The sequence below is a fragment of the Kocuria sp. HMSC066H03 genome (assembly GCF_001812045.1).
GTDB lineage: Bacteria > Actinomycetota > Actinomycetes > Actinomycetales > Micrococcaceae > Kocuria > Kocuria rhizophila.
On record NZ_KV807506.1, the window covers coordinates 867,587 to 888,774 of the forward strand.

The 21,188-nt window shown below is 70.6% G+C and carries 20 protein-coding genes; 9 read left to right on the top strand and 11 right to left on the bottom strand.

Annotation, left to right across the window (positions count from 1 at the left end):
- Positions 1-93: 93 nt before the first annotated feature.
- Complete coding sequence (locus HMPREF2833_RS07305; protein WP_070637204.1) at positions 94-1,089, top strand: NAD(P)-dependent oxidoreductase; 996 nt, start codon at positions 94-96, stop codon at positions 1,087-1,089.
- Entirely contained in the window at positions 1,086-2,204 is a 1,119-nt protein-coding gene (locus HMPREF2833_RS07310; RefSeq protein ID WP_083310992.1) for a pirin family protein, read from the top strand. Before HMPREF2833_RS07305 ends, HMPREF2833_RS07310 begins: the two co-directional genes overlap by 4 nt.
- 185 nt (positions 2,205-2,389) lie before the next feature.
- On the opposite strand, the gene HMPREF2833_RS07315 is transcribed toward HMPREF2833_RS07310, so the two are convergent.
- The gene (locus HMPREF2833_RS07315; protein WP_141756167.1) at positions 2,390-3,490 is read right to left on the bottom strand and encodes a hypothetical protein; all 1,101 of its coding nucleotides are present in this window, start codon (positions 3,488-3,490) and stop codon (positions 2,390-2,392) included.
- 146 nt (positions 3,491-3,636) lie between these two features.
- Between HMPREF2833_RS07315 and HMPREF2833_RS07320 the strand changes: the two genes are divergently transcribed.
- Complete coding sequence (locus HMPREF2833_RS07320; RefSeq protein WP_070637208.1) at positions 3,637-4,590, top strand: hypothetical protein; 954 nt, start codon at positions 3,637-3,639, stop codon at positions 4,588-4,590.
- Between the two features lie 131 nt (positions 4,591-4,721).
- Positions 4,722-4,913 carry a CsbD family protein gene (locus HMPREF2833_RS07325; protein ID WP_019309710.1) on the top strand — a complete coding sequence of 64 codons (192 nt, stop codon included), beginning with the start codon at positions 4,722-4,724 and terminating at the stop codon, positions 4,911-4,913.
- A gap of 73 nt (positions 4,914-4,986) precedes the next feature.
- Here HMPREF2833_RS07325 and HMPREF2833_RS07330 read toward each other — a convergent pair whose 3' ends face one another.
- Positions 4,987-6,351, bottom strand: a complete 1,365-nt coding sequence (locus HMPREF2833_RS07330; RefSeq protein WP_039101463.1) for an MFS transporter — start codon at positions 6,349-6,351, stop codon at positions 4,987-4,989.
- 122 nt (positions 6,352-6,473) lie between these two features.
- Between HMPREF2833_RS07330 and HMPREF2833_RS07335 the strand changes: the two genes are divergently transcribed.
- On the top strand, positions 6,474-6,797 hold the full coding sequence (locus HMPREF2833_RS07335; RefSeq protein ID WP_039101461.1) for a putative quinol monooxygenase: 324 nt from the start codon (positions 6,474-6,476) through the stop codon (positions 6,795-6,797).
- Between the two features lie 160 nt (positions 6,798-6,957).
- Positions 6,958-7,836, top strand: a complete 879-nt coding sequence (locus HMPREF2833_RS07340) for an N-acetylglucosamine kinase (protein ID WP_070637210.1) — start codon at positions 6,958-6,960, stop codon at positions 7,834-7,836.
- A gap of 165 nt (positions 7,837-8,001) precedes the next feature.
- Here the strand turns inward: HMPREF2833_RS07340 and HMPREF2833_RS07345 are convergent, their stop codons facing one another.
- From HMPREF2833_RS07345 to thpR, 6 genes are all read right to left on the bottom strand, one after another.
- Positions 8,002-9,177 carry an acyl-CoA dehydrogenase family protein gene (locus HMPREF2833_RS07345; protein WP_180956146.1) on the bottom strand — a complete coding sequence of 392 codons (1,176 nt, stop codon included), beginning with the start codon at positions 9,175-9,177 and terminating at the stop codon, positions 8,002-8,004.
- A 57-nt stretch (positions 9,178-9,234) separates the two neighbouring features.
- Positions 9,235-10,404, bottom strand: a complete 1,170-nt coding sequence (locus HMPREF2833_RS07350; protein WP_070637212.1) for a CaiB/BaiF CoA transferase family protein — start codon at positions 10,402-10,404, stop codon at positions 9,235-9,237.
- 125 nt (positions 10,405-10,529) lie between these two features.
- Positions 10,530-11,762 (bottom strand): M20 family metallo-hydrolase, encoded by a 1,233-nt coding sequence (locus HMPREF2833_RS07355; RefSeq protein WP_070637214.1) that lies wholly within the window; start codon positions 11,760-11,762, stop codon positions 10,530-10,532.
- 244 nt (positions 11,763-12,006) lie between these two features.
- Entirely contained in the window at positions 12,007-13,419 is a 1,413-nt protein-coding gene (locus HMPREF2833_RS07360; protein WP_070637216.1) for an MFS transporter, read from the bottom strand.
- Positions 13,420-13,468: 49 nt separating this feature from the next.
- On the bottom strand, positions 13,469-14,566 hold the full coding sequence (locus HMPREF2833_RS07365; RefSeq protein WP_246829095.1) for a hypothetical protein: 1,098 nt from the start codon (positions 14,564-14,566) through the stop codon (positions 13,469-13,471).
- Positions 14,567-14,732: 166 nt separating this feature from the next.
- The gene (gene thpR, locus HMPREF2833_RS07370) at positions 14,733-15,329 is read right to left on the bottom strand and encodes an RNA 2',3'-cyclic phosphodiesterase (RefSeq protein ID WP_070637218.1); all 597 of its coding nucleotides are present in this window, start codon (positions 15,327-15,329) and stop codon (positions 14,733-14,735) included.
- Positions 15,330-15,497: 168 nt separating this feature from the next.
- On the opposite strand from thpR, the gene HMPREF2833_RS07375 reads away from it, so the two are divergent.
- Positions 15,498-15,719, top strand: a complete 222-nt coding sequence (locus HMPREF2833_RS07375; protein ID WP_070637220.1) for a hypothetical protein — start codon at positions 15,498-15,500, stop codon at positions 15,717-15,719.
- 19 nt (positions 15,720-15,738) lie between these two features.
- On the opposite strand, the gene HMPREF2833_RS07380 is transcribed toward HMPREF2833_RS07375, so the two are convergent.
- Both HMPREF2833_RS07380 and HMPREF2833_RS07385 read right to left on the bottom strand, forming a co-directional pair.
- A complete protein-coding gene (locus HMPREF2833_RS07380) occupies positions 15,739-16,245 on the bottom strand; it encodes a metallophosphoesterase family protein (RefSeq protein ID WP_070637221.1) in 507 nt (168 codons plus the stop codon).
- A 103-nt stretch (positions 16,246-16,348) separates the two neighbouring features.
- The gene (locus HMPREF2833_RS07385; protein WP_070637592.1) at positions 16,349-17,725 is read right to left on the bottom strand and encodes an L-serine ammonia-lyase; all 1,377 of its coding nucleotides are present in this window, start codon (positions 17,723-17,725) and stop codon (positions 16,349-16,351) included.
- 353 nt (positions 17,726-18,078) lie between these two features.
- Here HMPREF2833_RS07385 and HMPREF2833_RS07390 point away from each other — a divergent pair, with 353 nt between their 5' ends.
- The gene (locus HMPREF2833_RS07390) at positions 18,079-18,627 is read left to right on the top strand and encodes a GNAT family N-acetyltransferase (RefSeq protein ID WP_083310956.1); all 549 of its coding nucleotides are present in this window, start codon (positions 18,079-18,081) and stop codon (positions 18,625-18,627) included.
- 280 nt (positions 18,628-18,907) lie between these two features.
- Positions 18,908-20,158 (top strand): S8 family peptidase, encoded by a 1,251-nt coding sequence (locus HMPREF2833_RS07395; RefSeq protein WP_070637594.1) that lies wholly within the window; start codon positions 18,908-18,910, stop codon positions 20,156-20,158.
- Between the two features lie 151 nt (positions 20,159-20,309).
- Here the strand turns inward: HMPREF2833_RS07395 and HMPREF2833_RS07400 are convergent, their stop codons facing one another.
- A complete protein-coding gene (locus tag HMPREF2833_RS07400; protein ID WP_235005099.1) occupies positions 20,310-21,098 on the bottom strand; it encodes a class F sortase in 789 nt (262 codons plus the stop codon).
- Between the last annotated feature and the right edge of the window lie 90 nt (positions 21,099-21,188).

Genomic DNA, 21,188 nt, shown 5'->3' on the forward strand with positions numbered 1-21,188 from the left:
AACCATTTTCATGTAGTGCGGCAACACATCTACCCGTCAACCGCACCACGGGCCACAATGGAGCACCACTGCACCCCGATCCCAGGAGTCACCGTGACCACCATCCCCCGCACCGTGGGCGTCATCGGCCTGGGCGCCATGGGCACCCCCATGACCGGGCACCTGGTCGCCGCCGGCCACGACGTCATGGTCCTGCGGCACTCCCTCCACAAGGCGGAGGGCGCTCGCCCCGTGGACGATCCCCGTCACATGGCCGGCCAGGCGGACGTCGTGCTCCTCATGGTCCCGGGGGCCCCGGAGATCGACGCGCTGCTGCCGCACCTCGCGGACGGCGCGACCGAGCGGGACGGCGAGCGCGGCGGCGTCGTCATCGCGGTCGGCTCCACCGTGTCCCCGGACGACGTCGCCCGCTGGCACCGCGAGCACCCGGACCTCGCGCTCGTGGACGCCCCCGTCTCCGGGGGCGAAGCGGGCGCGGTGCGGGGCGAGCTGTCCATCATGGTGGGCGGCGAGGACCGCGCCGCAACCCTGGCCCTCGAGGTGCTCGCGGCGTGCGGGCGGCCCGTGCACCTGGGGCCGCTCGGCGCGGGGCAGGTGGCCAAGGCGTGCAACCAGCTGATCTGCGCCGCGGAGATCGTGGCCCTCGCGGAGGCGTCCGTGGTGGCCGAGCGCGCGGGGCTGGACCTGGCCGAGCTGCTGGAGCTGATGCAGGGCGGCTACGCCGGTTCCGTGGTCATGGCGGACAAGACCCCCAAGCTCGTGGCCCACGACTACTCGGTCTCCGCCCGCGCGGCCTTCGTGCACAAGGACGTCTCCGCCTACCTCGACGCCGCCCGCGCCACCGGCACCGCGTCCGTCCTGGGCGGGCCCCTGCGCGACGCCGCGCAGCACCTCGTGGACGCCGGCCTGGGCGAGCAGGACTCGGCGGTGTTCCAGAAGTGGGTGGCCGAGCGCGGAACCGGAGAGGATGCCGCCGCCCCGCCCCCGAAGTCATCCGGGACCGCCCGAACGGTCCCGGATGACCGATCCGACCAGCCCACCTCCCGGACGCCGGGCGCAGATCGGGACCGGGCCGAGGGCGAGTGGTGAGCAACCCCGAGAAGGACCCGCAGCCCACCGTGTGCCGCCCGGAACCTGCGCCGGCGCGCGGCGGGCTGCGCAGCGGCGTCGTCGTGGCGGACGGGGAGAACGGGCCCGTGGAGATCCTCGAACCCCGGGACGTGCCCCTGGGCGGCCCGCGCGGGATGACCGTGCGGCGCACCCTGCCGCAGAAGGGCCGGTCGCTGATCGGCGCCTGGTGCTTCCTGGACTCCTACGGCCCGAACCACGTGGCGGCCACCGGCGGCATGAAGGTCCCGCGCCATCCCCACACGGGTCTGGCCACCGTGTCCTGGCTGTTCGAGGGTCGCATCGACCACGTGGACTCCGCCGGGAACTGGGCCACCGTCCGCCCCGGGGAGGTGGACCTGATGAACGCCGGACGCGGTATCACCCACTCCGAGTTCTCCACCCGGGACACCAGCGTGCTCCACGGCGTGCAGCTCTGGTACGCGTTCCCGGACGAGTCCCGCTTCGGGGAGCCGAGCCTGGACACCCACCGGCCCGAGCCCGTGGCGGGGCCGGGGTACCGGGCCCGCGTGTTCCTCGGCTCCCTGCTGGGGGTGGAGTCCCCCGTGGCCACGCGCATCCCGCTCACGGGCGCGGAGCTGCGGATCGCACCGCGCACCACCGTGGAGATCGATGTGCCACCCGAGCACGAGCACGGCGCGCTGCGCGTGGACGCTCCGCTCTCCCTGGACGGCGTGGAGATCCCCCGGCACGGCATCGGGTTCGCGGGCACGGGACGCTCCCGCCTGCGCCTCACCACGGGCGACGACGCCGCGACGGTCCTGCTCATCGGCGGGGCACCCCTCAACGAGAAGATCGTGATGTGGTGGAACTTCGTGGGCCGCTCCCACGAGGAGATCGCCGCGTGGCGCCGGAACTACATGGAGGAGATGGGCTTCGCGCCGCCGGGTCCGGATTCACCGTTGGCGCCGGAGCGCACCGGGGTACCGGTGGGCGGGTCGGAACTCGACGAGCTGCGGGGCACCTCCTACGACGACGGCCGCCCCTTCCCGCAGTTCGGAACCTTCCCACCGGGGCAGGCTGACCCGCTGCCCGCACCGGAGATGCCGAACACCGTCCTGCGCGCGCGGGGCTGACCCGGCGGCGTCGCCCGCCGCATCGGCAGCGGCTCAGCGCCCTGGCGCCCCAGCCCCCGAGGCACCCCAAGACCCGCGGAGCGTCGTGCATTTGCTCCGCTAGTGCAGATTTTCGGCCCCCGGGCTGCGTTTGCTCCGCTGATGCACTATCCCGCGGAACCAGTTGCGGGCCCGTGCGCGGCCGCTCAGCCGGCGGGCCGGAAGCTCCACTTCTCCTGCGACTCGACCACCACCACCTGCTCACCGCCGCCGACCTCCACGTCCACCGTCGCCGGGGACGTCCCGTACTCGAACGCGCTGGAGAGCCCGAGGTCGTCGGCATCGTAGACGGCCACCGAAGGGACGTCGTGCTCGGCGGTCACCTCCAGGGAGTGCGTGCGGGCCGGGCCCTGTGGCAGCCGGAAGACCCCGGGGCCCTCCCCGGTCACGGTGGAGCCGCGCTCCATCCGGGGCACGGCGGAGAGCGGGTAGACCTTGACGTCCCACGCCATCCCGGAGTTGCCCTCCGGGTAGAGCACGGCGGTGTGGCGCTTGGTGCTCGAGGCGTTGACCAGCGCCGTCCCCGTCTGCCCCGCGCGCACCGAGCCCAGGGTCTCCGACAGCTGCCCGCCGGGACGCTCCGCGCCGGTGAGGAACACGGAGCCGCCGCCCCCGCCACCGGTGGCGCTCCACACCACCAGCAGCGGCTCGTCCCCGATCGGGAGGGTCACGGCGTTCTCGGTCCGCTGCTCCAGTGTGAGCTCCTCGAACGTCCCGCTCTTCTGCGCCAGGGGCCTCCCGCTCGGAGCCGGCAGCGCCTGGGTGCCCGCGGCGTCGGGGGCGGCCGCGCTCGTCGTCGGCTCCGCGCTCGTGGTGTCCCGCCCCGGTGACGACGCCGCCGGGCCGGGGCTCGTGGGCGCGGTCCCCCGGGTGGGTTCCGCCGCCTGCTCCCACGTGGTGAGTGGTTCGGGCCCCTCGTCCCGGAGACCCTCGTCCCGGAGACCCCCGAGGGAGGTGACCAGCAGGTAGATCAGCACCGCGAGCACCTCGAGGCCGATCACCCCGCCCACTGCCACCAGGGCGATGACCACCCCGGGCGACACGCCGTTGCGCGACCGCGCGGCCGTGCCCGGGGGCGTGGCCTCACCCGGAGGGCCCGAGTCGGCCGCCGGACCCGTGCCGGTCTCCCCCGCGTCGCCACGGCCCGGTCGAGAGCCGCGGGCGGTGGGATCGTACGGGGTGACAGGGGGTTCCGAGCCGGTGGACCCGGGCGGGTCGTGCGGCGGGGGGCCGGGGTGGTTGCTCATGAACACCTCGTGCGTTAACAATGGTGGCGTCATCCTCCCACGGCCCACCTCCGGGAGGACATAGGGTGAAGGCACCCCGCATCCGCAGTGTGCTGACGGATGCACAGTCTTCCGGCTGCCCCCACATCGATAGAGGTTCTTGCGTCATGCGCTCCCGCCGCTCCACCGTTCTTGCCGTCCTCTGCGCCTCGTTCCTGCTCGTGGGCTGCAGCTCAGGGGGTGAAGCACAGAGCGGAGACGGTTCCGGGGAGTCGGCGGCGTCGCAGACCGAGCAGCCCAGCGCCACCCCGACCCCCGAGGAACCAGCGGAGCTGATCGGCGGGGGCACCACCATGTTCCCGGACCGGCGTTTCGTGGCGCTGTACGGGCACCCGGGCACCCCCGGGCTCGGAGCGCTGGGTGAGCAGGGACCCGAGGCGTCCGTGACCCGGGTCAAGGAGCTTGCCAAGAGCTACGAGCCGTACAGCGAGGAGAAGGTCATCCCCGCGTTCGAGATCATCGCCACCACGGCGTCCTCGGAACCGGGCCCGGACGGCAACTACTCCACCGAGTCCACCGTGGAGCAGCTCATGCCGTACGTGGAGGCCGCGGAGAAGAACGACGTCTACGTGGTCCTGGACCTGCAGCCGGGCCAGGCGGACTTCCTCACGCAGGCCAAGCAGTACGAGGAGCTGCTCAAGCGCCCCAACGTGGGCCTCGCGCTGGACGCAGAGTGGCGCCTGGCCCCGGGACAGCTGCCCCTGCAGCAGATCGGCTCCGTGGACGCCGCGGAGATCAACAAGACCTCGCAGTGGCTGGCCACACTCACCCGGGACAACCAGCTGCCCCAGAAGTCGCTGATCCTCCACCAGTTCTCCATGTCCATGATCGAGAACCGCCAGGCGATCAACACCCAGCACCCCGAGCTGGCGTTCGTGCTGCACGCGGACGGGCACGGCACCCCGGACCTCAAGACGGGCACGTGGAACGCCCTGCAGGAGGGGCTGCCGAAGGGCATCCGCATGGCGTGGAAGAACTTCTACGACGAGGACACACCCATGTACACGCCCGAGCAGACCTACGCGCTGGACCCGAAGCCGTGGTTCGTCTCCTACCAGTGACCGCGTGAGCACCAGATCGGGGGCGGACCCCGGCGTTCGCCCGGGGAAGAAAACCGCCGTCCATGTCTTCCCATCGATGGGGCGCGGGACTACATTGTGAGCACCTGTTCGCTCCACGGAAGGAAATGCTTATGGGACTCGGTGACAAGATCAGCAATGCTGCGGAGAAGGCTTCTGGTTCCGCCAAGGAGAAGCTGGGCGACGCCACGGACAACCGCGATCTGCAGGCCGAAGGCGCTGCGGACAAGGCATCCGGTGGCGCCAAGCAGTCCGTGGAGAACGTCAAGGACGCCGGCAAGAACCTCAAGGACGGGCTGAGCTGAGCTCCGCACCCGCAACCTTTCAACCGGAAGGCCCTCGCGATGATCGCGGGGGCCTTTCGCATGCCCGGCCCGCTCAGCGCACCCCGTAGCGGCGGCGGGCGATCAGCACGCTCACCAGGGACAGCGCCGCCACCGCGGCGTAGTAGATGCTCGGGGAGGTCAGGGAACCGGTCGCGGAGATCAGCCACGCGAGCACCAGCGGGGCGAAGCCGCCGAACACGGTGACCCCCACGTTGTACGCGATGGACATGCCCGTGGTGCGGATCGCGGTGGGGAACATCTCGCTCAGCAGCGCGGGCATGGGCCCGAAGTACAGCGCCATGATCAGCCCCAGCACCACCTGCACGGCGGTCAGGGTGGCCACCGTGGGGACGGCCACGAGCCACAGGAACAGCGGGTAGACGGCCAGCACCCCCACCACGGCGGCCACCAGCATGACCTTGCCGCAGCCCACCCGGTCCGCGAGGCGCCCCACGAACGGTGATCCCACCAGGGTCACGAGACCGGCCACGATCCCGCCCACGTACGCCGCCCACGAGGGCAGGTCCAGGTTCTGGATGGAGAACGTGGGCATGAACAGGATCGTGTACACGGACATCGAAGCCAGCCCCACCACACCGGACGCGGTGAGCCACCGGCCCGCGGAGTGCACGAGGGTCTGGGCGAGGGGCCCGCGGCGCCCGCGCGGCGTCGTCGTCCCCGGGGCCGCGCTCCCGTGATCCGCGCCGGAGGACGACGCCGCCCGCGCCCGTTCTTCCTGCAGCGCCTCGAAGTCCGGGGTCTCGTCCATGCGCAGGCGTATGTACAGGCCCACGGGGCCGATGAGCAGGCCGAACAAGTAGGGCATGCGCCAGCCCCACGAGTAGAGGGCCTCCTCGCTGATCAGGGTGTGCAGGCCGAAGCCGAACGCGGAGGCCAGGAACATGGACACACCCTGGGTGGCCACCTGCCACGAGCCGTAGAAGGCGCGCTTGTCCGGGGCGTTCTCGATGAGGAACGCGGTGGCCGTGCCGAACTCGCCGCCCGCGGAGAAGCCCTGGATGAGCCGGGCCAGGAGGATCAGCAGCGCGGCGGCCGGACCGATCACGGCCGCCGTGGGGGCCACGAGCATGATGAGCGTGCCCAGCATCATGAGCCCGATGGTGATGGTCAGGGCCGGGCGGCGCCCGTGGCGGTCCGCGTAGGAGCCCAGCACGAGCGCACCGATCGGGCGGATCAGGTAGGACACGGCGAACGTGCCCAGGGTCAGCAGTGTGCCCGTGACCCTGCCCACGGACTCGGACTCGAAGAACAGCTGGGAGATCACCACCGCGAGGGACGAGTAGACGATGATGTCGAACCACTCGAGGGCGTTGCCGATCGAGGAGGCCACCACCGCGCGGCGGGCCGTGGCCCGCTGGTCGCCGGTGACGGGGTGCTGAACGGGTGCGCTGCTCATGCCTGCACGCTAGTCCACCGCTGCGCGCCGCCGCGGGGTCCGTGACGCCGCATGACCCTGGTGGGCGTCCTATGCTGGGGCCGGACGAATCACCCCCTGCAGACAACCGGAGGAGCGGCGCAATGATCTTCATCGTGGTCAAGTTCGAGGCCAAGGACGAGTACGTGGAGCGCTGGCCCGAGCTGGTCGCCGAGTTCACGGAGGCCACCCGCCAGGAGCCCGGCAACAAGTGGTTCGAGTGGTCCCGCAGCCTGGAGAACCCGAACGAGTACGTGCTCGTGGAGGCCTTCGAGGAGGACGCCGCGGAGGCCCACGTGAACTCCGAGCACTTCCGGAAGATGACCGAGCAGTTCCCGCAGTACCTGGTCAAGACCCCGCGCATCATCTCCCGCCAGATCGAGGGCGACGGCTGGGAGGAGATGGGCGAGGTGCAGGTCTCGAACTGACCCGGCCGCCGCGGTGAGTGCAGAGCCCTCGGGACCGCCTACCGGTAGCGCCGGGCTCGCTGATTCCGGTGGTGCCGGCCTCCCGACCGTCGACGGGGCCTGTCACCCGAGCGCTGATTGCCCTGCCCCCGATGGCGCGGAGGACACTGGCGATTTTCTCGTGGGCCTGGACATCGGCGGCTCCCACACGCGCGGGGTCCTGTTCCACGGGCAGACACCCGTGCGCGAGGCGCGCTCCGGGTCCGCGAACGTGCAGAACGTCCCCGCGGAGCAGGCACGCGCGTGCCTGGCGTCAGTCCTGTTCGAGCTGGGAGCCCCGCCCACCACACCGGTGGTCGCGGGCTCCGGCGGCGTGGACACCCCGCACGACGCCGCTCGGCTGGCCGGTCTCATCCGTTCCGCCGGGTCCCTGGACCCGTCCGCGAGGGTGATGGCCGTGCACGACACCCGTCTGATCCTCGCCGCCGGCGGTCACACATCCGGGATCGCGCTCATCGCGGGAACCGGCTCGGTGGCCTGGGGTGTGGACGCCTCCGGCCACGAGGTGCGCGCCGGCGGCTGGGGATATCTGCTCGGCGACGAGGGCAGCGGCTACTGGGTCGGCCGGGAAGCTGTGCGCCGCGTGCTGCGGCGGTCCCAGCAGCCCACTGCCGGGGACGAGGGGGAAGCACTCACCCGGGTGGTGCTGGAGCACGCCGGAGTGGCCGAGCCCACCGACCTGATCGGCGCGTTCCACGACCATCCGGACCGGTCCCACTGGGCAGGGCTCGCGCGGCCCGTGTGCGAGCTGGCCACTTCGGGGGACGCCGCGGCCTCCGCACTGGTCGCGGCCGCCGCGGGCCACCTCGCGGACCTCGTGCTCACGGTGGCGGGCGCCATGGCCGAGCCGCTGCCCGTGGTCGTGGGCGGTGGGCTCACCGGGTCTGCGGTGGGCCTGCAAGTGGCGGAGCGGCTGCGGGGGCAGGGCCTGTCCGTGACCCTTCTGGACCGCGAACCGGTCCTGGGGGCGCCGCTGCTGGCCCGCTGCGCCCCGGGCTGACCGCGCAGGCCGAGACCCGTGGCCCCGCCCTGACCCCCCACGACCGCGACGCCTGACGAGGCCCCGGGAACGGGCGGCCCGGCGTCGTCGCCCCGCAAGAACGATGCGTTCGCATGAAAAACCGGGTGCTTCCCGTGGGAGGCACCCGGTTCGGCACGCGCGGACTCAGCGGAACGCCCCCACCCCCGTGAGCTGCTGGCCCAGAATCAGGGAGTGCACCTCGTCCGTGCCCTCGTAGGTGCGCACGGACTCCAGGTTGTTGGCGTGGCGCAGCGGCGAGTAGTCCAGGGTGACGCCGTTGCCGCCCAGGATGGTGCGGGCCTCGCGGGCGATCTTGATGGCCTCGCGGCAGTTGTTGAGCTTGCCCACCGAGATCTGGTGGTTCTGGAGCTTTCCGGCGTCCTTGAGGCGGCCGAGCTGCAGGGCGAGCAGGAAGCCCTTGTCGATCTCCAGCGCCATGTTCACGAGCTTCTGCTGCGTCATCTGGTACCCGGCGAGCGGGCGGTCGAACTGCATGCGCTCCTGCGAGTACGCCAGCGCAGCCTCGAAGGAGTCGCGCGCGGCACCCATCGCGCCCCAGATGATGCCGTAGCGGGCCTCGTTGAGGCACGAGAACGGACCGCGCAGACCCTTGGCCTCCGGCAGCATGGCGGAGGCGGGGAGGCGGACGTCCGTGAGCTCGATGTCGCACTGGATGGACGCACGCATCGACAGCTTGGCCGTGATGGGCGTGGCCTTGAAGCCCGGAGTGTCGGTGGGGACCACGAAACCGCGGATCCCGTCGTCGGTCTGCGCCCAGATCACGGCCACCTTGGCCACGCTGGCCAGCCCGATCCAGCGCTTGGCGCCGTTGATGACCCAGTCCTCGCCGTCCTTGCGGGCGAAGGTCTGCATGGAGGAGGGGTCGGAGCCCGCGGTGGGCTCGGTCAGGCCGAAGCAGCCGATGGCCTCACCGGCGGCCATCTGCGGCAGCCACTGCTGCTTCTGCTCCTCGGAGCCCCACTTGTAAATGGCGCTCATGGCCAGCGAGCCCTGCACGGACACGAACGTGCGCAGACCGGAGTCCCCGGCCTCCAGCTCCGCGCCGGCCAGGCCGTACTCCACGGCGGAGCGGCCCGCGCAGCCGTATCCCTTGAGGTGCATGCCCAGCAGACCTAGCTTGGCCATCTCCGGCACGATCTCGAGCGGGAAGACGGCGTTGTCGTACCACTCGGCGATGTTCGGCTTGATGGCGGTGTCCACGAACTCGCGCACCTTCGCGCGCAGCGCGATCTCTTCTTCGGACAGCAGGGAGTCGAAGCTCACCAGGTCCATGACGTCCACGGGATTCAGTTCACTCATGGGTCCACTGTATGACTGCGGACACACCGCGCGTAGCCGGGTGCGGAGCCTGATTTCTCACATCTGCCGGTCCCGGGGTTCCCGCAGCCACTGCACCACGGTCTCCGTGTCCTCCCCCAGCTGCGGCGGGGCCTGCGTGGGGGACTGCAGCGGCGGGGTCCACTGCGCCGGGTGGCGGAACTGGCGGCCCACGGTCGCACCCGTGCGGTCCTGGACGTCCACGGTCGGTTCCAGCCCGAGTTCCTCGGCCAGGGCCACGCCTTCGTCGATGCCGCTCACCTTGCCCGCGGGCACCCCCACCTCGGTCAGGGCCTCCTGCCACTCGGAGGCGGTCCGCGCTGCCAGGGCCTCCTCGAGCAGTGCGGTGAGCTCCTCCCGGTGGTCCACGCGGGCGCCGTTGCTCGCGTAGCGCTCGTCCTCGGCGGTCTCGGGGATGCCGAGCACCTCGGTGAACTTCCGGAACTGGTGGTCGTTGCCCACCGTCACGGCCAGGGGCGCGTCCGAGCACTGCAGCAGCTGGTACGGCACGATCGACGGGTGGTCGTTGCCCATCCGCTGCGGCACCTTCCCCGCGCCCAGGTACGCCTGACCCTGGTTGACCAGCGCCCCCTGCAGGCTGGAGAGCAGGCTGACGTCGATGTGCGCGCCGCGGCCCGTGCGGCGTCGTTGTTCGAGCGCGGCGAGGGTGCCGATCGTGGCGTCCTTGGCGGTGAGCACGTCCACGAGTGCGACGCCCGCCTTGGTGGGCTCACCGTCCGCGCGGCCGGTGATGCTCATGAGCCCACCTACGGCCTGCACGAGGAAGTCGTAGCCGGCCAGGTGCGCCCCGCCCGCCGTGCCGAAGCCGGAGACGGACACGAAGACCACGCCGGGGTTCTCCGCGGAGATCTCGTCGTAGCCGAGTCCCAGCGTGGCCATCCCGCCGGGCTTGAAGTTCTCCACCACCACGTCCGCGCGCAGGGCGAGTTCACGCGCGAGCTCGCGGCCCTCGTCCTCCCGCAGGTCCAGGCACACGGACTCCTTGTTGCGGTTCACGGACTCGTAGTACGTGGGCCCGGTCTCGGAGAACGGCGGACCCCAGTGCCGGGTGTCGTCCCCGCTGCCGGGGCGCTCCACCTTGATCACGCGCGCACCCAGGTCCGCGAGCGTCATGGTGCACAGCGGCCCGGCGAGCACGCGCGAGAAATCGGCGACGAGCACGCCGTCCAGGGGCAGGGTGTCGGTCACGGGGTCCTCCTCGGGTCGGGGATTTCTCCCCACTCTATGACCGGGGCCACACCTGCCGGGCGCGGTTTCCAGGGACGACGACGCCGCTCGCGCCCGCTCCGCCTCACCCCGCCCTGCGCGTCGGCTCAGCCCAGCTCCCCCTGCGCCACCCGCCGCAGGGTGGCCGTGAGCATCTGCAGCCCGGCGAGCATGTCCTCGTCCGACGTGAACTCGTACTCGTTGTGCGTGATGCCCTTGTGGGAGGGCACGAACAGCATCACGGTGGGCAGCATGTCCTTCACGTTCGTGGAGTCGTGGCCGGCGAGCGTCATGATCCGGGTGTGCGGCAGGTCCAGCTCCGTCACGACCTCCTGGGCAAGGGCCAGGCCCTCCGGGGCGTACTCCAGCACGTCCCACGCGTGGCGGTTCACGGTCTGGATCTCCACGTTCGCGGCCCGGGCGGCGTCGTCCACCTCCCGCGCGAAGTGCTCGTCCGCGGCGGTCAGGCGCTCGGCGTCCGGGCTGCGGAGGTCGATCACCAGGCGGGCCTCGCGGGCCACGGCCACCGGGGAGTTGGGCTCGATCAGCAACTCACCGCAGGACGTGATGACGTCGTGCTCCAACGCAACCTTCCGCGCCGAGGCGATCAGCAGCGACGCCCCGAGCAGCGCATCCTTGCGGTCCTCGATGAGCGTGGACCCGGTGTGCGCCTGCTCCCCGAGCACCAGGAACTCGTACTTGCGCACGCCCCACGTGGCCTCCACCAGCCCGATGGTGAAGCCGTCCTCCTCCATGGACCTGCCCTGCTGGATGTGCAGCTCCACGTACGCGGTGGCCTCCGGGATGCTGTCCTCGCCGCGCTGGCCCAGGGCGTCCAGGGCCTCGCGCACGCTCACGCCGGCGGTGTCCCGGACCTCGAGCGTCTCCTCCAGGTCCCGCTTGCCGGTGTACACGGAGCTGCCCATCATGGACGGCTTGAAGCGGCAGCCCTCCTCGTTGAACCAGTTCACGACGCACAGGTTCCGGCTCAGCTCCACCTCCCCCGACGACGCCGCACGGAACAGTTCCGCGCACGCGTGCGCCCCGGCGAGCACGCCGTACGCGCCGTCGAACCGACCCGCCCGCGGCTGCGAGTCCAGGTGCGAGCCCACCAGCACGTAGGGCGCGCCGGGTGTGTGCTCGAACAGGCCGAACTGGTTGCCGACGGCGTCGTAGTGCACCGTGGCGCCCCGAGCGGTGAGCCAGCCCGCAAACCACTGCCGGTTCAGCCCGTCCGCCTCGGTGGCCGCCTGCCGCTCCACGCCGCCGGACTCCAGCCCGCCGTTGCGGGACATCTGCGTGAACGCGTCCAGGAAGTCGGAGCCGTGCTGCTGGGTCATGAGGGAGCCTCCCGAGGCGCGTCGGAGCGGGGCGGAACCCCGCCGGTGATCGTGAGGCCATGCTACGTGCCGGGTGTGACGCGCATCTCGTGCGGAGCGCGTCCCCGATCAGCCGACGCGGCGGGGACGGGCAGCGGGGCGACCCTCCCTGGGATCGGCCGACGGAGCGGACACGCCAACCTGCGCGCCGCTCCGGCCCTCTCGTCTCCCGTGCCCGGAGCGATCGCCGGACGACGACGCCGCCCTACCCCTCCCGCGGGCGCCGCACCGCTTTCTCCACGCCGCTGGCGACGAGCAGCGCGCACGTGAGCCAGATGGCACCACCCGGACCGAACGGGGCGGCCACCGCACCGGCGGCCACAGGTAGGACCACCTGCCCCAGCCGGTTGCCCATGAGCCGCACCGCGAGCGCCGAGCCGCGCCACGTCCCTGGAACGGCGGTGGAGATCAGGGTCATGGTCAGGGGCTGACCCAGTCCCAGGAAGAAACCACCCACGGCCAGGAACAGGGCGGCCCACCAAAAGCTGTCCAGGAACAGCGGGGGAACGATCAGCGCCAGCCCGGAGGCCAGCAGGCTCGCAATCAGCAGCGCGCGGCGCGAGAACCTCCCGGACAGCAGCGGCAGCAGCAGGCGCGAGGCAATCGACGCCAGTCCGCGCACGCCCAGGAGCACTCCCACCACGGAGGGGGCCACTCCCGCCTCCTCGCCCACGAGCGGCAGGAACGCGGTGAGGATGTCGATCATGGCCAGCAGGGACAGGGACGCCACCATGTTGGACATCACCCCCGGTGCGCGGAGGATGCGCAGCACGTCGGGACGCTCGTCGGCGCGTGGTGCGCTCTTGGCGGCGCTCGGGGCGTCGTCCCCACCGGACGGTGCGGCGGGCGACTCCCCGGTCGCGCCGTCGGGGGTCGAGCCCCCGACCCCGGACGCCGCACCGGCTCCGGGGGTGCCGGGCGCCGACGCGGAGGTGGCCGGGGCAGAGGTGCCGTGGAGTGCGGGGCCCGCTGCGGCGTCGTCGTCAGAGGGCGCCTCCGCACCGGGGCGACGCGAGGCGGGGCCCAGGCGGAAGGCCAGCAGCGGTGCGGCGGCAACCGTGACGAGCACGCCGATCCACAGGCTCTCGTTCACCGCGGCGAGGCGTTCCGGGGAGGCGACGTCCGAGCCGCGGCCCACGATCCACCCGCCGAGCGCCGGGCCGATCATCTGGCCCGCGGAGAACGCTGCGGTGAACCACCCGAAGCCCTTGTCCAGGTCCCGGTCCGCGGCGTAGCGGGCGATCGCCGTCTGCCCGCCGATCGTGAAGCACAGGTGCCCCATGCCCAGCACCGCGCTGGCGGCGAACACGAACCACACGGAGTTCGCGAGCGCGAGCCCCACCCCGGCCAGCGCCAGGAACCCCACGCCCGCGAGGATCAGCAGGCGCAGCTGCGGGATCCGGTCGGACATCCTGCCCAGCCACACGGCGGTCACCAGGGGCAGCAGGGCGTAGGCGGCGGTGGTGAGGCCGATGACCACGGGATCCGCACCGAGACCCAGCAGCTTGTAGGACGTGATGGGGCGGAAGAGGTTTAGCCCGGTCTGGGTGAGCACCGCGGCGGCCACCAGGACCCACAGCCACGTGCTGGACCGGGGTGCGCGGGTGATCGGGGCCATGCGCTCCAGAGTAGATGGACCGTCCGGAGACGTTGATCGACGTTTCCGGTCAGGTCGCCCGAATGAGGTCGTCGGTAGTGGCAGCAGTCTCCAGTGCGTGAAGCGAGACGTATCGCTGACGCTGGGTGAAAGCCGAGCCTCGGCCACTCGTGCGATGGGGGAGAGCATGGGGAAGCACTCGATGATCGCTGTCTCCGGGGCGGGTCAGGAGGAAGACCTGGTAGACGCCCTCCGTCCACTCCCTGCTCCGCGAAGCCCGGATCACCGAGGCAATCTTTCGGTCCTCCCTGTTACCAGCAGACAGCTCCGCCGCGTGCTCCTCGGTCCACACGACGTTGTCACGGCGATGGCGAATCAAGGGCACATCTGCCTTGATCTCCTGGTCCGTGTAGAAGGCGAGACGAGTCACCGGCCGGAACCACCGCCCCGCCTGGCACACGTAGGCCCGTTCCTGCTCGTACAGGGGCCATGCGTGCTTGGCCGCAACCACCACCGTGTCGACCGTCGCCACCGGGCGCTCTCGATACACGTCGGCAGTGCGGTCCACGGACCGCAACCAAGCGGCCGGTTCGCTCCCGAGGAGCTTCGCCAGAGCGTGGACACGCTGCACCTCGAAGGGGATGTCCAGCCCGAGAACCGAGTCGTGGTGTGCCAGGCGGTTGCGGAACTTGCGGATGGCCTCGACGAGGGCGGCTGCTTCCTTGCGCGTCCCGTTGCCACCGGGGAATGCGTGGCGAAGCGACCCCCGCCACTCCTCTTCGTATTTTCGGCCGAGCATGCTGGCCCAGAAGCCGAACGACAGACCGGCGACGATCTGGTGCCGTGACTCCCGGTGCTGGCCGCGCAGACGATGGCGAACGTCTGTCACGCGTCGCATTGCCTCTTCTTGGAGAGGCGGCTCACGCAAGAGCCAGGGAATGCCACACGCTTCGTCCTGGTATCGCTGCGACAGGGCACGGTCGATGGCGTTGCGCATGAACACCTCGACATGGGCAACCAGCTCGTACGCAGCGGATGTCATGCGGGTGCTCCACGCATACAGCTCGAGAGCCGCTTCCTCGTCACCTTCCGCCTCTCGCAGGTACGGCGCGAACCTGGGGTCGGAGATGGCCTGCCGCATCGCGGGAAAGGTGTAGCCATTGGTCACAATCCAATGCTAGCCTGGTGGGGAACGCCCCGGTGTCGCCTCTGATCTTCATGCGCCCGGGGCTTTTTATTGCTCACATTGGGTGCACCATCGGGGCAGACGTGGGCGGATCTTTCCATTCACCACGACCGGCCAGCACCACCTGAGGTCCGGCAAAGCACCTCGGTCAGGCACCCGTGAGCACGAACCGATTGATGTCGGTGTGCAGCGCCCCTCCCGACCGTCCCTCCCCCAGCTCGGAAGCCACGAGACGGATCTCCCCCACGGTCCACTCCGGGCCCTCGTACACGGACAGCGCGTGCACCACGTGGGCCAGTTCCGGGCCGCTGTGCGCGCGGACGCGGGAGCCGCGGCGTCGTTCTTTCGCCTGGCGTGCGCGCTCCGTGCGTGAGGTGCGGGCCACGGTGAGGTGCGCGCGCTGGCGGGCGCGCTCGTCGGGGTCCAGGGAGCACGCGTGCATCAGCTCCGTGAGCTCGGCGGTCTGTCCGGCCACCCCCATCCACAGGGTGGTCCCGGAGAAGGAGCCCGCCCCGCGCAGGCTGATGCGCAGCGGCGGAAAGGACCGGGACACCTCCCGCAGGTGCTCCGAGAGATCGGGCACAGCCCCCTCCGGCTGCTCCCCGTAGAACCCCAGGGTCAGGTGCCACTGCTCAGGGTCGCCCCAGCGCAGGGCGGTACCCGTCAGGGCGCGTACCTCGGCCATGGCCCGCACCAGGTGCTCACGGGCGGCGCGGGGAGGGTGGGCGGCGGCGAAGAGCCTCATGGGAACCACTGTAGGCCGGGCACCGCCGACCCGGGCAGTGCGGGCAGGACCCTGTCCAGGCCGCGCGGAGTTGGCTAGGGTGAATCCACCGCGCACCAGCCCCGGGCCCGCAGGGCCGGGACCCGCCGAAGACAGGCGGAGCATGGACCGGACACGAAGGAGACCGACATGTCATCCGCGATGAAGTTCTCGCTCTCCCTCACCCTGGTGGGGCTCGTGGGGTTTCTGGCGAGCTACGGATGGCTGATGCTCGACGCCCAGAACCCGGGGGGCGGGGCAAACATCGGTGCCGCCATGGCCTGTTTCCTCACGGCGGGGCTCACCGTGGCCGGCCTGCTGTGCGTCCTGGCCACGTACCTGTCCCGCTTCATCGTGGGCGAGGGTGAGTGACGCCCGATCATGCTCCGTGTCACCGCCGCGGCAGCTCCACCAGCTCCACCGCCGTGAGCGCCCCCGCGTCCGCCGTGACCCGCATGTACGTGCAGTGCGGCTGACGGCGGCGGTCCGTGGGGGATCCGGGGTTCAGCAGGCGCATCCCGGAGGGCGCCTCGGTGTCCCACGGGATGTGGCTGTGGCCGAACACGAGCACGTCCGTGTCCGGGAACGCCGCGTCCATGCGCTTCTCCCGGCCCTGCTTGGCCCCGGTCTCGTGGGTCATGGCCCAGCGCAGGCCCTCGAGTTCCCACAGGGCGGTCTCCGGCATCTCGGCGCGCAGCTCGGGGCCGTCGTTGTTGCCCCACACGCAGATCAGCCGGCGGGAGCGTTCGCGCAGCGCCTCGAACGTGGCCAGGTCCACCCAGTCACCGGCGTGCACGACGACGTCCGCGGCCTCCACCTCCTCCCACACCTGGGCCGGCAGGTCCTTGGCGCGCTTGGGCAGGTGGGTGTCCGCGAGCAGCAGCAGTGAAGTGGCCATGCCGCCATTGTCCCGGACGCACCGCCACCCGCACCCCGAACATGACGGATCCCCGCCGGAATGCTCCGGCGGGGATCCTCGGGTCAGCGGTGGTGCGGCGCGCTCAGCACTCAATGACGTTCACGGCCAGGCCGCCGCGGGAGGTCTCCTTGTACTTGATCTTCATATCCGCGCCGGTCTCCCGCATGGTCTTGACCACCTGGTCCAGGGAGACCTTGTGGATGCCGTCCCCCTGCATGGACAGCCGCGCGGAGTTGATGGCCTTGACGCTGGCGATCGCGTTGCGCTCGATGCACGGGATCTGCACCAGCCCGCCCACGGGGTCGCACGTGAGCCCCAGGTTGTGCTCGATGCCCATCTCCGCGGCGCACTCCACCTGGCGGGCGCTGCCGCCCAGCACGGCGCACAGTCCGGCCGCCGCCATGGAGCACGCGGAGCCCACCTCACCCTGGCAGCCCACCTCGGCACCGGAGATCGAGGCGTTCTCCTTGATCACGATGCCGATGGCCGCCGCGGTGAGCAGGAAGTCCACGATCTTGTCGTCGCACGCGTCCTCCATGAACCGCGTGTAGAAGTGCAGCACCGCGGGGATGATCCCGGCCGCACCGTTCGTGGGGGCGGTGACGATGCGCCCGCCGGACGCGTTCTCCTCGTTCACCGCGAGCGCGTACAGGTTCACCCAGTCCATGCCGTACAGGGGGTCGTTGCCGGGCTCCTTGGCCAGCAGCCGCTTGCGCATCTCCGGCGCACGACGCCGCACCTTCAGTCCCCCGGGCAGGGTCTTCTCCTCGCGGGTGCAGCCGTTCTCCACGCACTCCTGCATCACGGACCAGATGTGCAGCAGCTGCTCGCGGGTCTCCTCCGCGGGGCGCCACGAGAGCTCGTTGACGGCCATCACCTGGGCGATGGACAGGTTTTCGGCCTCGCAGATGGCCAGCAGCTCGTCACCGGTGCTGAACGGATACTTGACGGGGGTGGTGTCCTCCACGATCTTGTCCGCGCTGCTCTTGGAGTCGTCCACCACGAACCCGCCGCCCACGGAGTAGTAGATGCTCTCGCGGATGACCTCGCCGGCGGCGTCGTACGCCGTGAAGCTCATGCCGTTGGGGTGGGTGGGCAGGGACTTGCGGCGGTGCATGATGACGTCCTGCGCGCGGTCGAACGCGATGGCGTGCGTGCCGTCCAGGCGCAGCTCGCCCTGCTCGCCCGCGAGCGCCACCTTCTCGTCCGCGAGGTCGGTGTCCACGGTCTCCGGGTCCTCACCCATGAGGCCCAGGATCACGGCCTTGTCCGAGCCGTGGCCCCAGCCGGTGGCCCCCAGGGAGCCGAAGAGCTGGGAGTGGACGCGCGTCACGAAATCCAGCAGGGCGTCGTCGGCCAGGCCCGCCACGAAGAGCCGGGCGGCCCGCATGGGTCCCACGGTGTGGGAGGACGAGGGTCCGATTCCCACCGAGAACAAATCCAGAACACTGAGTGCCACGTCCACATCTCCCCACTGTCGGACTCCGCCGAGGGCGCGGATGGGCCACTGGGAGTCGTGTGATCGTGCGCCCCGGGAGGGTCCGCACGGAACGGATCCACGGTACGTGGGTCCCCTGGGGCGGGCAACCTCCCCGGGGGTGGACCGGGGCAGACGCCCATCACTCGCGAACGGTGCTGCTGGCCCCTTGTCGGAACCTCGGAGAGCATGCGAGCCGGGTGGCCGGACATGGTGTGGGGCACGTCACCCGGGTCGTAGAGTGGCCGTGGATCAGTACCAATGGAGGAGCCACCACCATGTTCGGAGAGTTCGACGCCCACGCCATCGGCTCCACTGTGCTGCAGTGAGAGAAGGTGCGCTTCCGGGAACTGCAGGACCGCGACCTCCCGGACCTCGTGCGGTGGTGGCGCAATCCGGAAATGGCGCTGTTCCAGAACCTCACCGTGACACCGCAGCCGGAGAACGCGGTGGTGGAGATGTACCGGGGCTGGTCCACCAACACCAAGCCCGGCAACGTGGGATTCAGCGTGGTGGACCGGGAGACGGACGTGCTCGTCGGCCACGTGACGCTGTACGGGGCGTCGTTGCCCACACGAGCCGCCACGCTGGCCGTGCTCATCGGCGCGGACCACGTGGACCGGGGGTACGGGACGGATGCCGTGCGCCTGCTCACGGACTTCGGGTTCATGGAATTGGGCCTGCACCGGATCGAGCTGCGGGTCTTTGACTACAACGAGCGGGCACGAGCCGTCTACCGCAAGCTCGGATACACCGAGGAGGGAACCCGTCGGGCGGTCGCGTTCCACCACGGCGAGTTCCACGACGAAGTGATCATGGCCGTCCTGGCGGGTCAGTGGTTCACCTGCCCTACCGGAGCACACGGACCGTCCGCCTGCGGATGACGCCCGGAGAGCACCGGGTCTGAATTTGTTCTCCCGGTGCTGGGTGGCCGATCGGCCAGGGAAAGAGTGGCCAATCGACCATTGCTCCGATGATAACGATCGCATTACGGTGTAGGAGCACCCGTTGACCCGCCTCTGACCTGCGGTGATGGTTGAATCCGCGTCGGCAGGTGCCCAGGTGGTGGCTGCCGGGCCGGCGTTCGTGGACGCGGGAACCGGCGTCTCCTTGTCATTCGTGAAATCCTCGGATTTCCCCGTGATCAGAATGAAGGTTCCCCTCATGAGCAAGAAGAACGCCTTTTTCGCAACAGCAGCCGCGGCGGCCGTCGTCCTGGGCACGGTGTCCCCCTCCGTGGCCGCCCCGGCGCAGGCCCCGGCGCCGTCGAAGAACACCGTGAACCAGCAGGCCAAGGTCCTGGACGTCTCCGGCGGCGACTACGTGGTCATGCTGGAACTGCCCGCCTCGGCGTCCAGCGCCCCCAGGAGCGCGGCCGCCAAGTCCGCCGTGGCCAGCACCACCCAGAAGCAGGCGGACAAGTGGCAGGCCAAGGGTGTGAAGGTCAAGCACCAGTTCAAGAGCATCGGCGGCTTCACCGCTAACCTGACCCCCGCCCAGGTGAAGGCCCTGGACGCAGACCCGGGTGTCGCGGTGGTGGAGAAGAACAAGACCGTCAAGGCCACCGCCACGCAGAACCGAGCCACGTGGGGTCTGGACCGGGCCGACCAGCAGGACCTGCCGCTTAACGGCTCCTACACCTACAACGCCACGGGTGCGGGTGTCACCGCCTACATCATCGACACCGGCGTGCGCGCCACCCACTCGCAGTTCGGTGGGCGCGTGGCCCCCGGCGTCACCGCGATCGAGGACGACTGGGGCAGCAACGACTGCGCCGGCCACGGAACGCACGTGGCGGGCACGGTGGCCGGCTCCACCTACGGTGTAGCCAAGTCCGCGAACATCATGCCCGTGCGTGTCCTGGGCTGCGACGGGACGGGCTCCACCGCGGGCATCGTGGCCGGCATGGACTGGGTCTCCTCCAATGCCAACGGGCCGTCCGTGGCCAACATGAGCCTGGGCGGCGGGATTTCCTCCGCCATGGACAGCGCGATCAGCCGGATGACCCGCGCCGGTGTGATTCCCCTGGTGGCCGCGGGCAACGACTACGACAACGCCTGCAACTACTCCCCGGCCCGCGCGTCCGCCGCCATCACGGTGGGCTCCACGGACCGCTGGGACCAGCTCTCCGAGTTCTCGAACTGGGGCTCGTGCGTGGACATCCTTGCCCCGGGCACGGACATCACCTCGTCCTGGCCCTCGAGCGACAACGCCACCAACACGATCTCCGGCACGTCCATGGCCACCCCGCACGTGGCGGGCGCGGCAGCCCTGTACCTGCAGCAGCACCCCAACGCCTCGGTGACCGAGGTGGAGCGCGCTTTGAAGAACTCGGCCACCCGCAACACCATCGACTACGTCAACGGTTCCCCCAACCTGATGCTGAACACCACGGCACTCACCGGGGCTCGCTGACCCTCACTGCCAGTTGTCGTTGAGCACACGAAAGCGGCCCACCCCCTGGGGTGGGCCGCTCACTCGTCTTTACGGGCGCCCACGGGTTGGCCGACGGCGCCCGCCCGGCACTCGAGTGCACGTCGCCGGGACCACCCCGGCCGGTGCCTGGTCACAGGGGTTCGGCGGTGACAGCCCAGTTGTCGGTGAAGGTGATGGACCCGTCCGCGTTCTGCCGGCCCTTGCAGGTGATCAGCACCAGCCGACGCGGCCCCGAGGTGTCGGTCAGCGCCACCCTGTCGGCGAGTTCCGACTGCGGGATCTCCGTCCTGTCCGTGACACGCCACGAGGTCAGCTTCCCGGACCGGTCCGTGAGGTAGACCTCCATCCCCGCAGAAGTGTTGTACAGGTTGGACATAGGCGCCCAGGAGCCGTCGGACCAGTTCACGTGCCCGGCTACCACAGTGGTGCCTGCGGCCGCGGTGATTTTCGCGCTCTCACGCAGCCACCCGGCCTGGAAGGAGACCGGCAGGTCCATCGACCGCCCGCCGGAACCGTCCGTCACGATCCCCCGGTCCACCACGGGAATCACCAGGTTGGCCTGCGGGACCATCAACTGACCGGGGCCCATGCTCCGCCAGTCGTGCCCGTCCGGTCCCAGCCCACCGCCCGGAGAGATCGAAGAGGTGTCCACCCCGGCCATGCCGTTCACGGGCCGGCCCAGCGCGTCAGCGCGGTAGTCGGGACCGAGAGTCCCGGAGACCTGCACATCACCCGGTGGCACGCGCGGGCCGGTCGGCGTCGCACTCAGCTGCGACGGACCCATCTGGTTGTTCCCGGCCCACGGCCACCGCAGGGCACCCGAACCGGTCCCGAGCAGCGCCATCACCACGGCCGAGACCACGAGTACGGCAGCCGCGCCCACCAGCAGACGGAACACCGCTGTTCGGGTTCGTGACATCTCAGCCACCACGCGCTCCTTCCAACCCACGGGGTGGGGCCGTGACCCGGGGCACCCCCGGGGTCACAGCCCCATCCTCTCGCCAGGGCG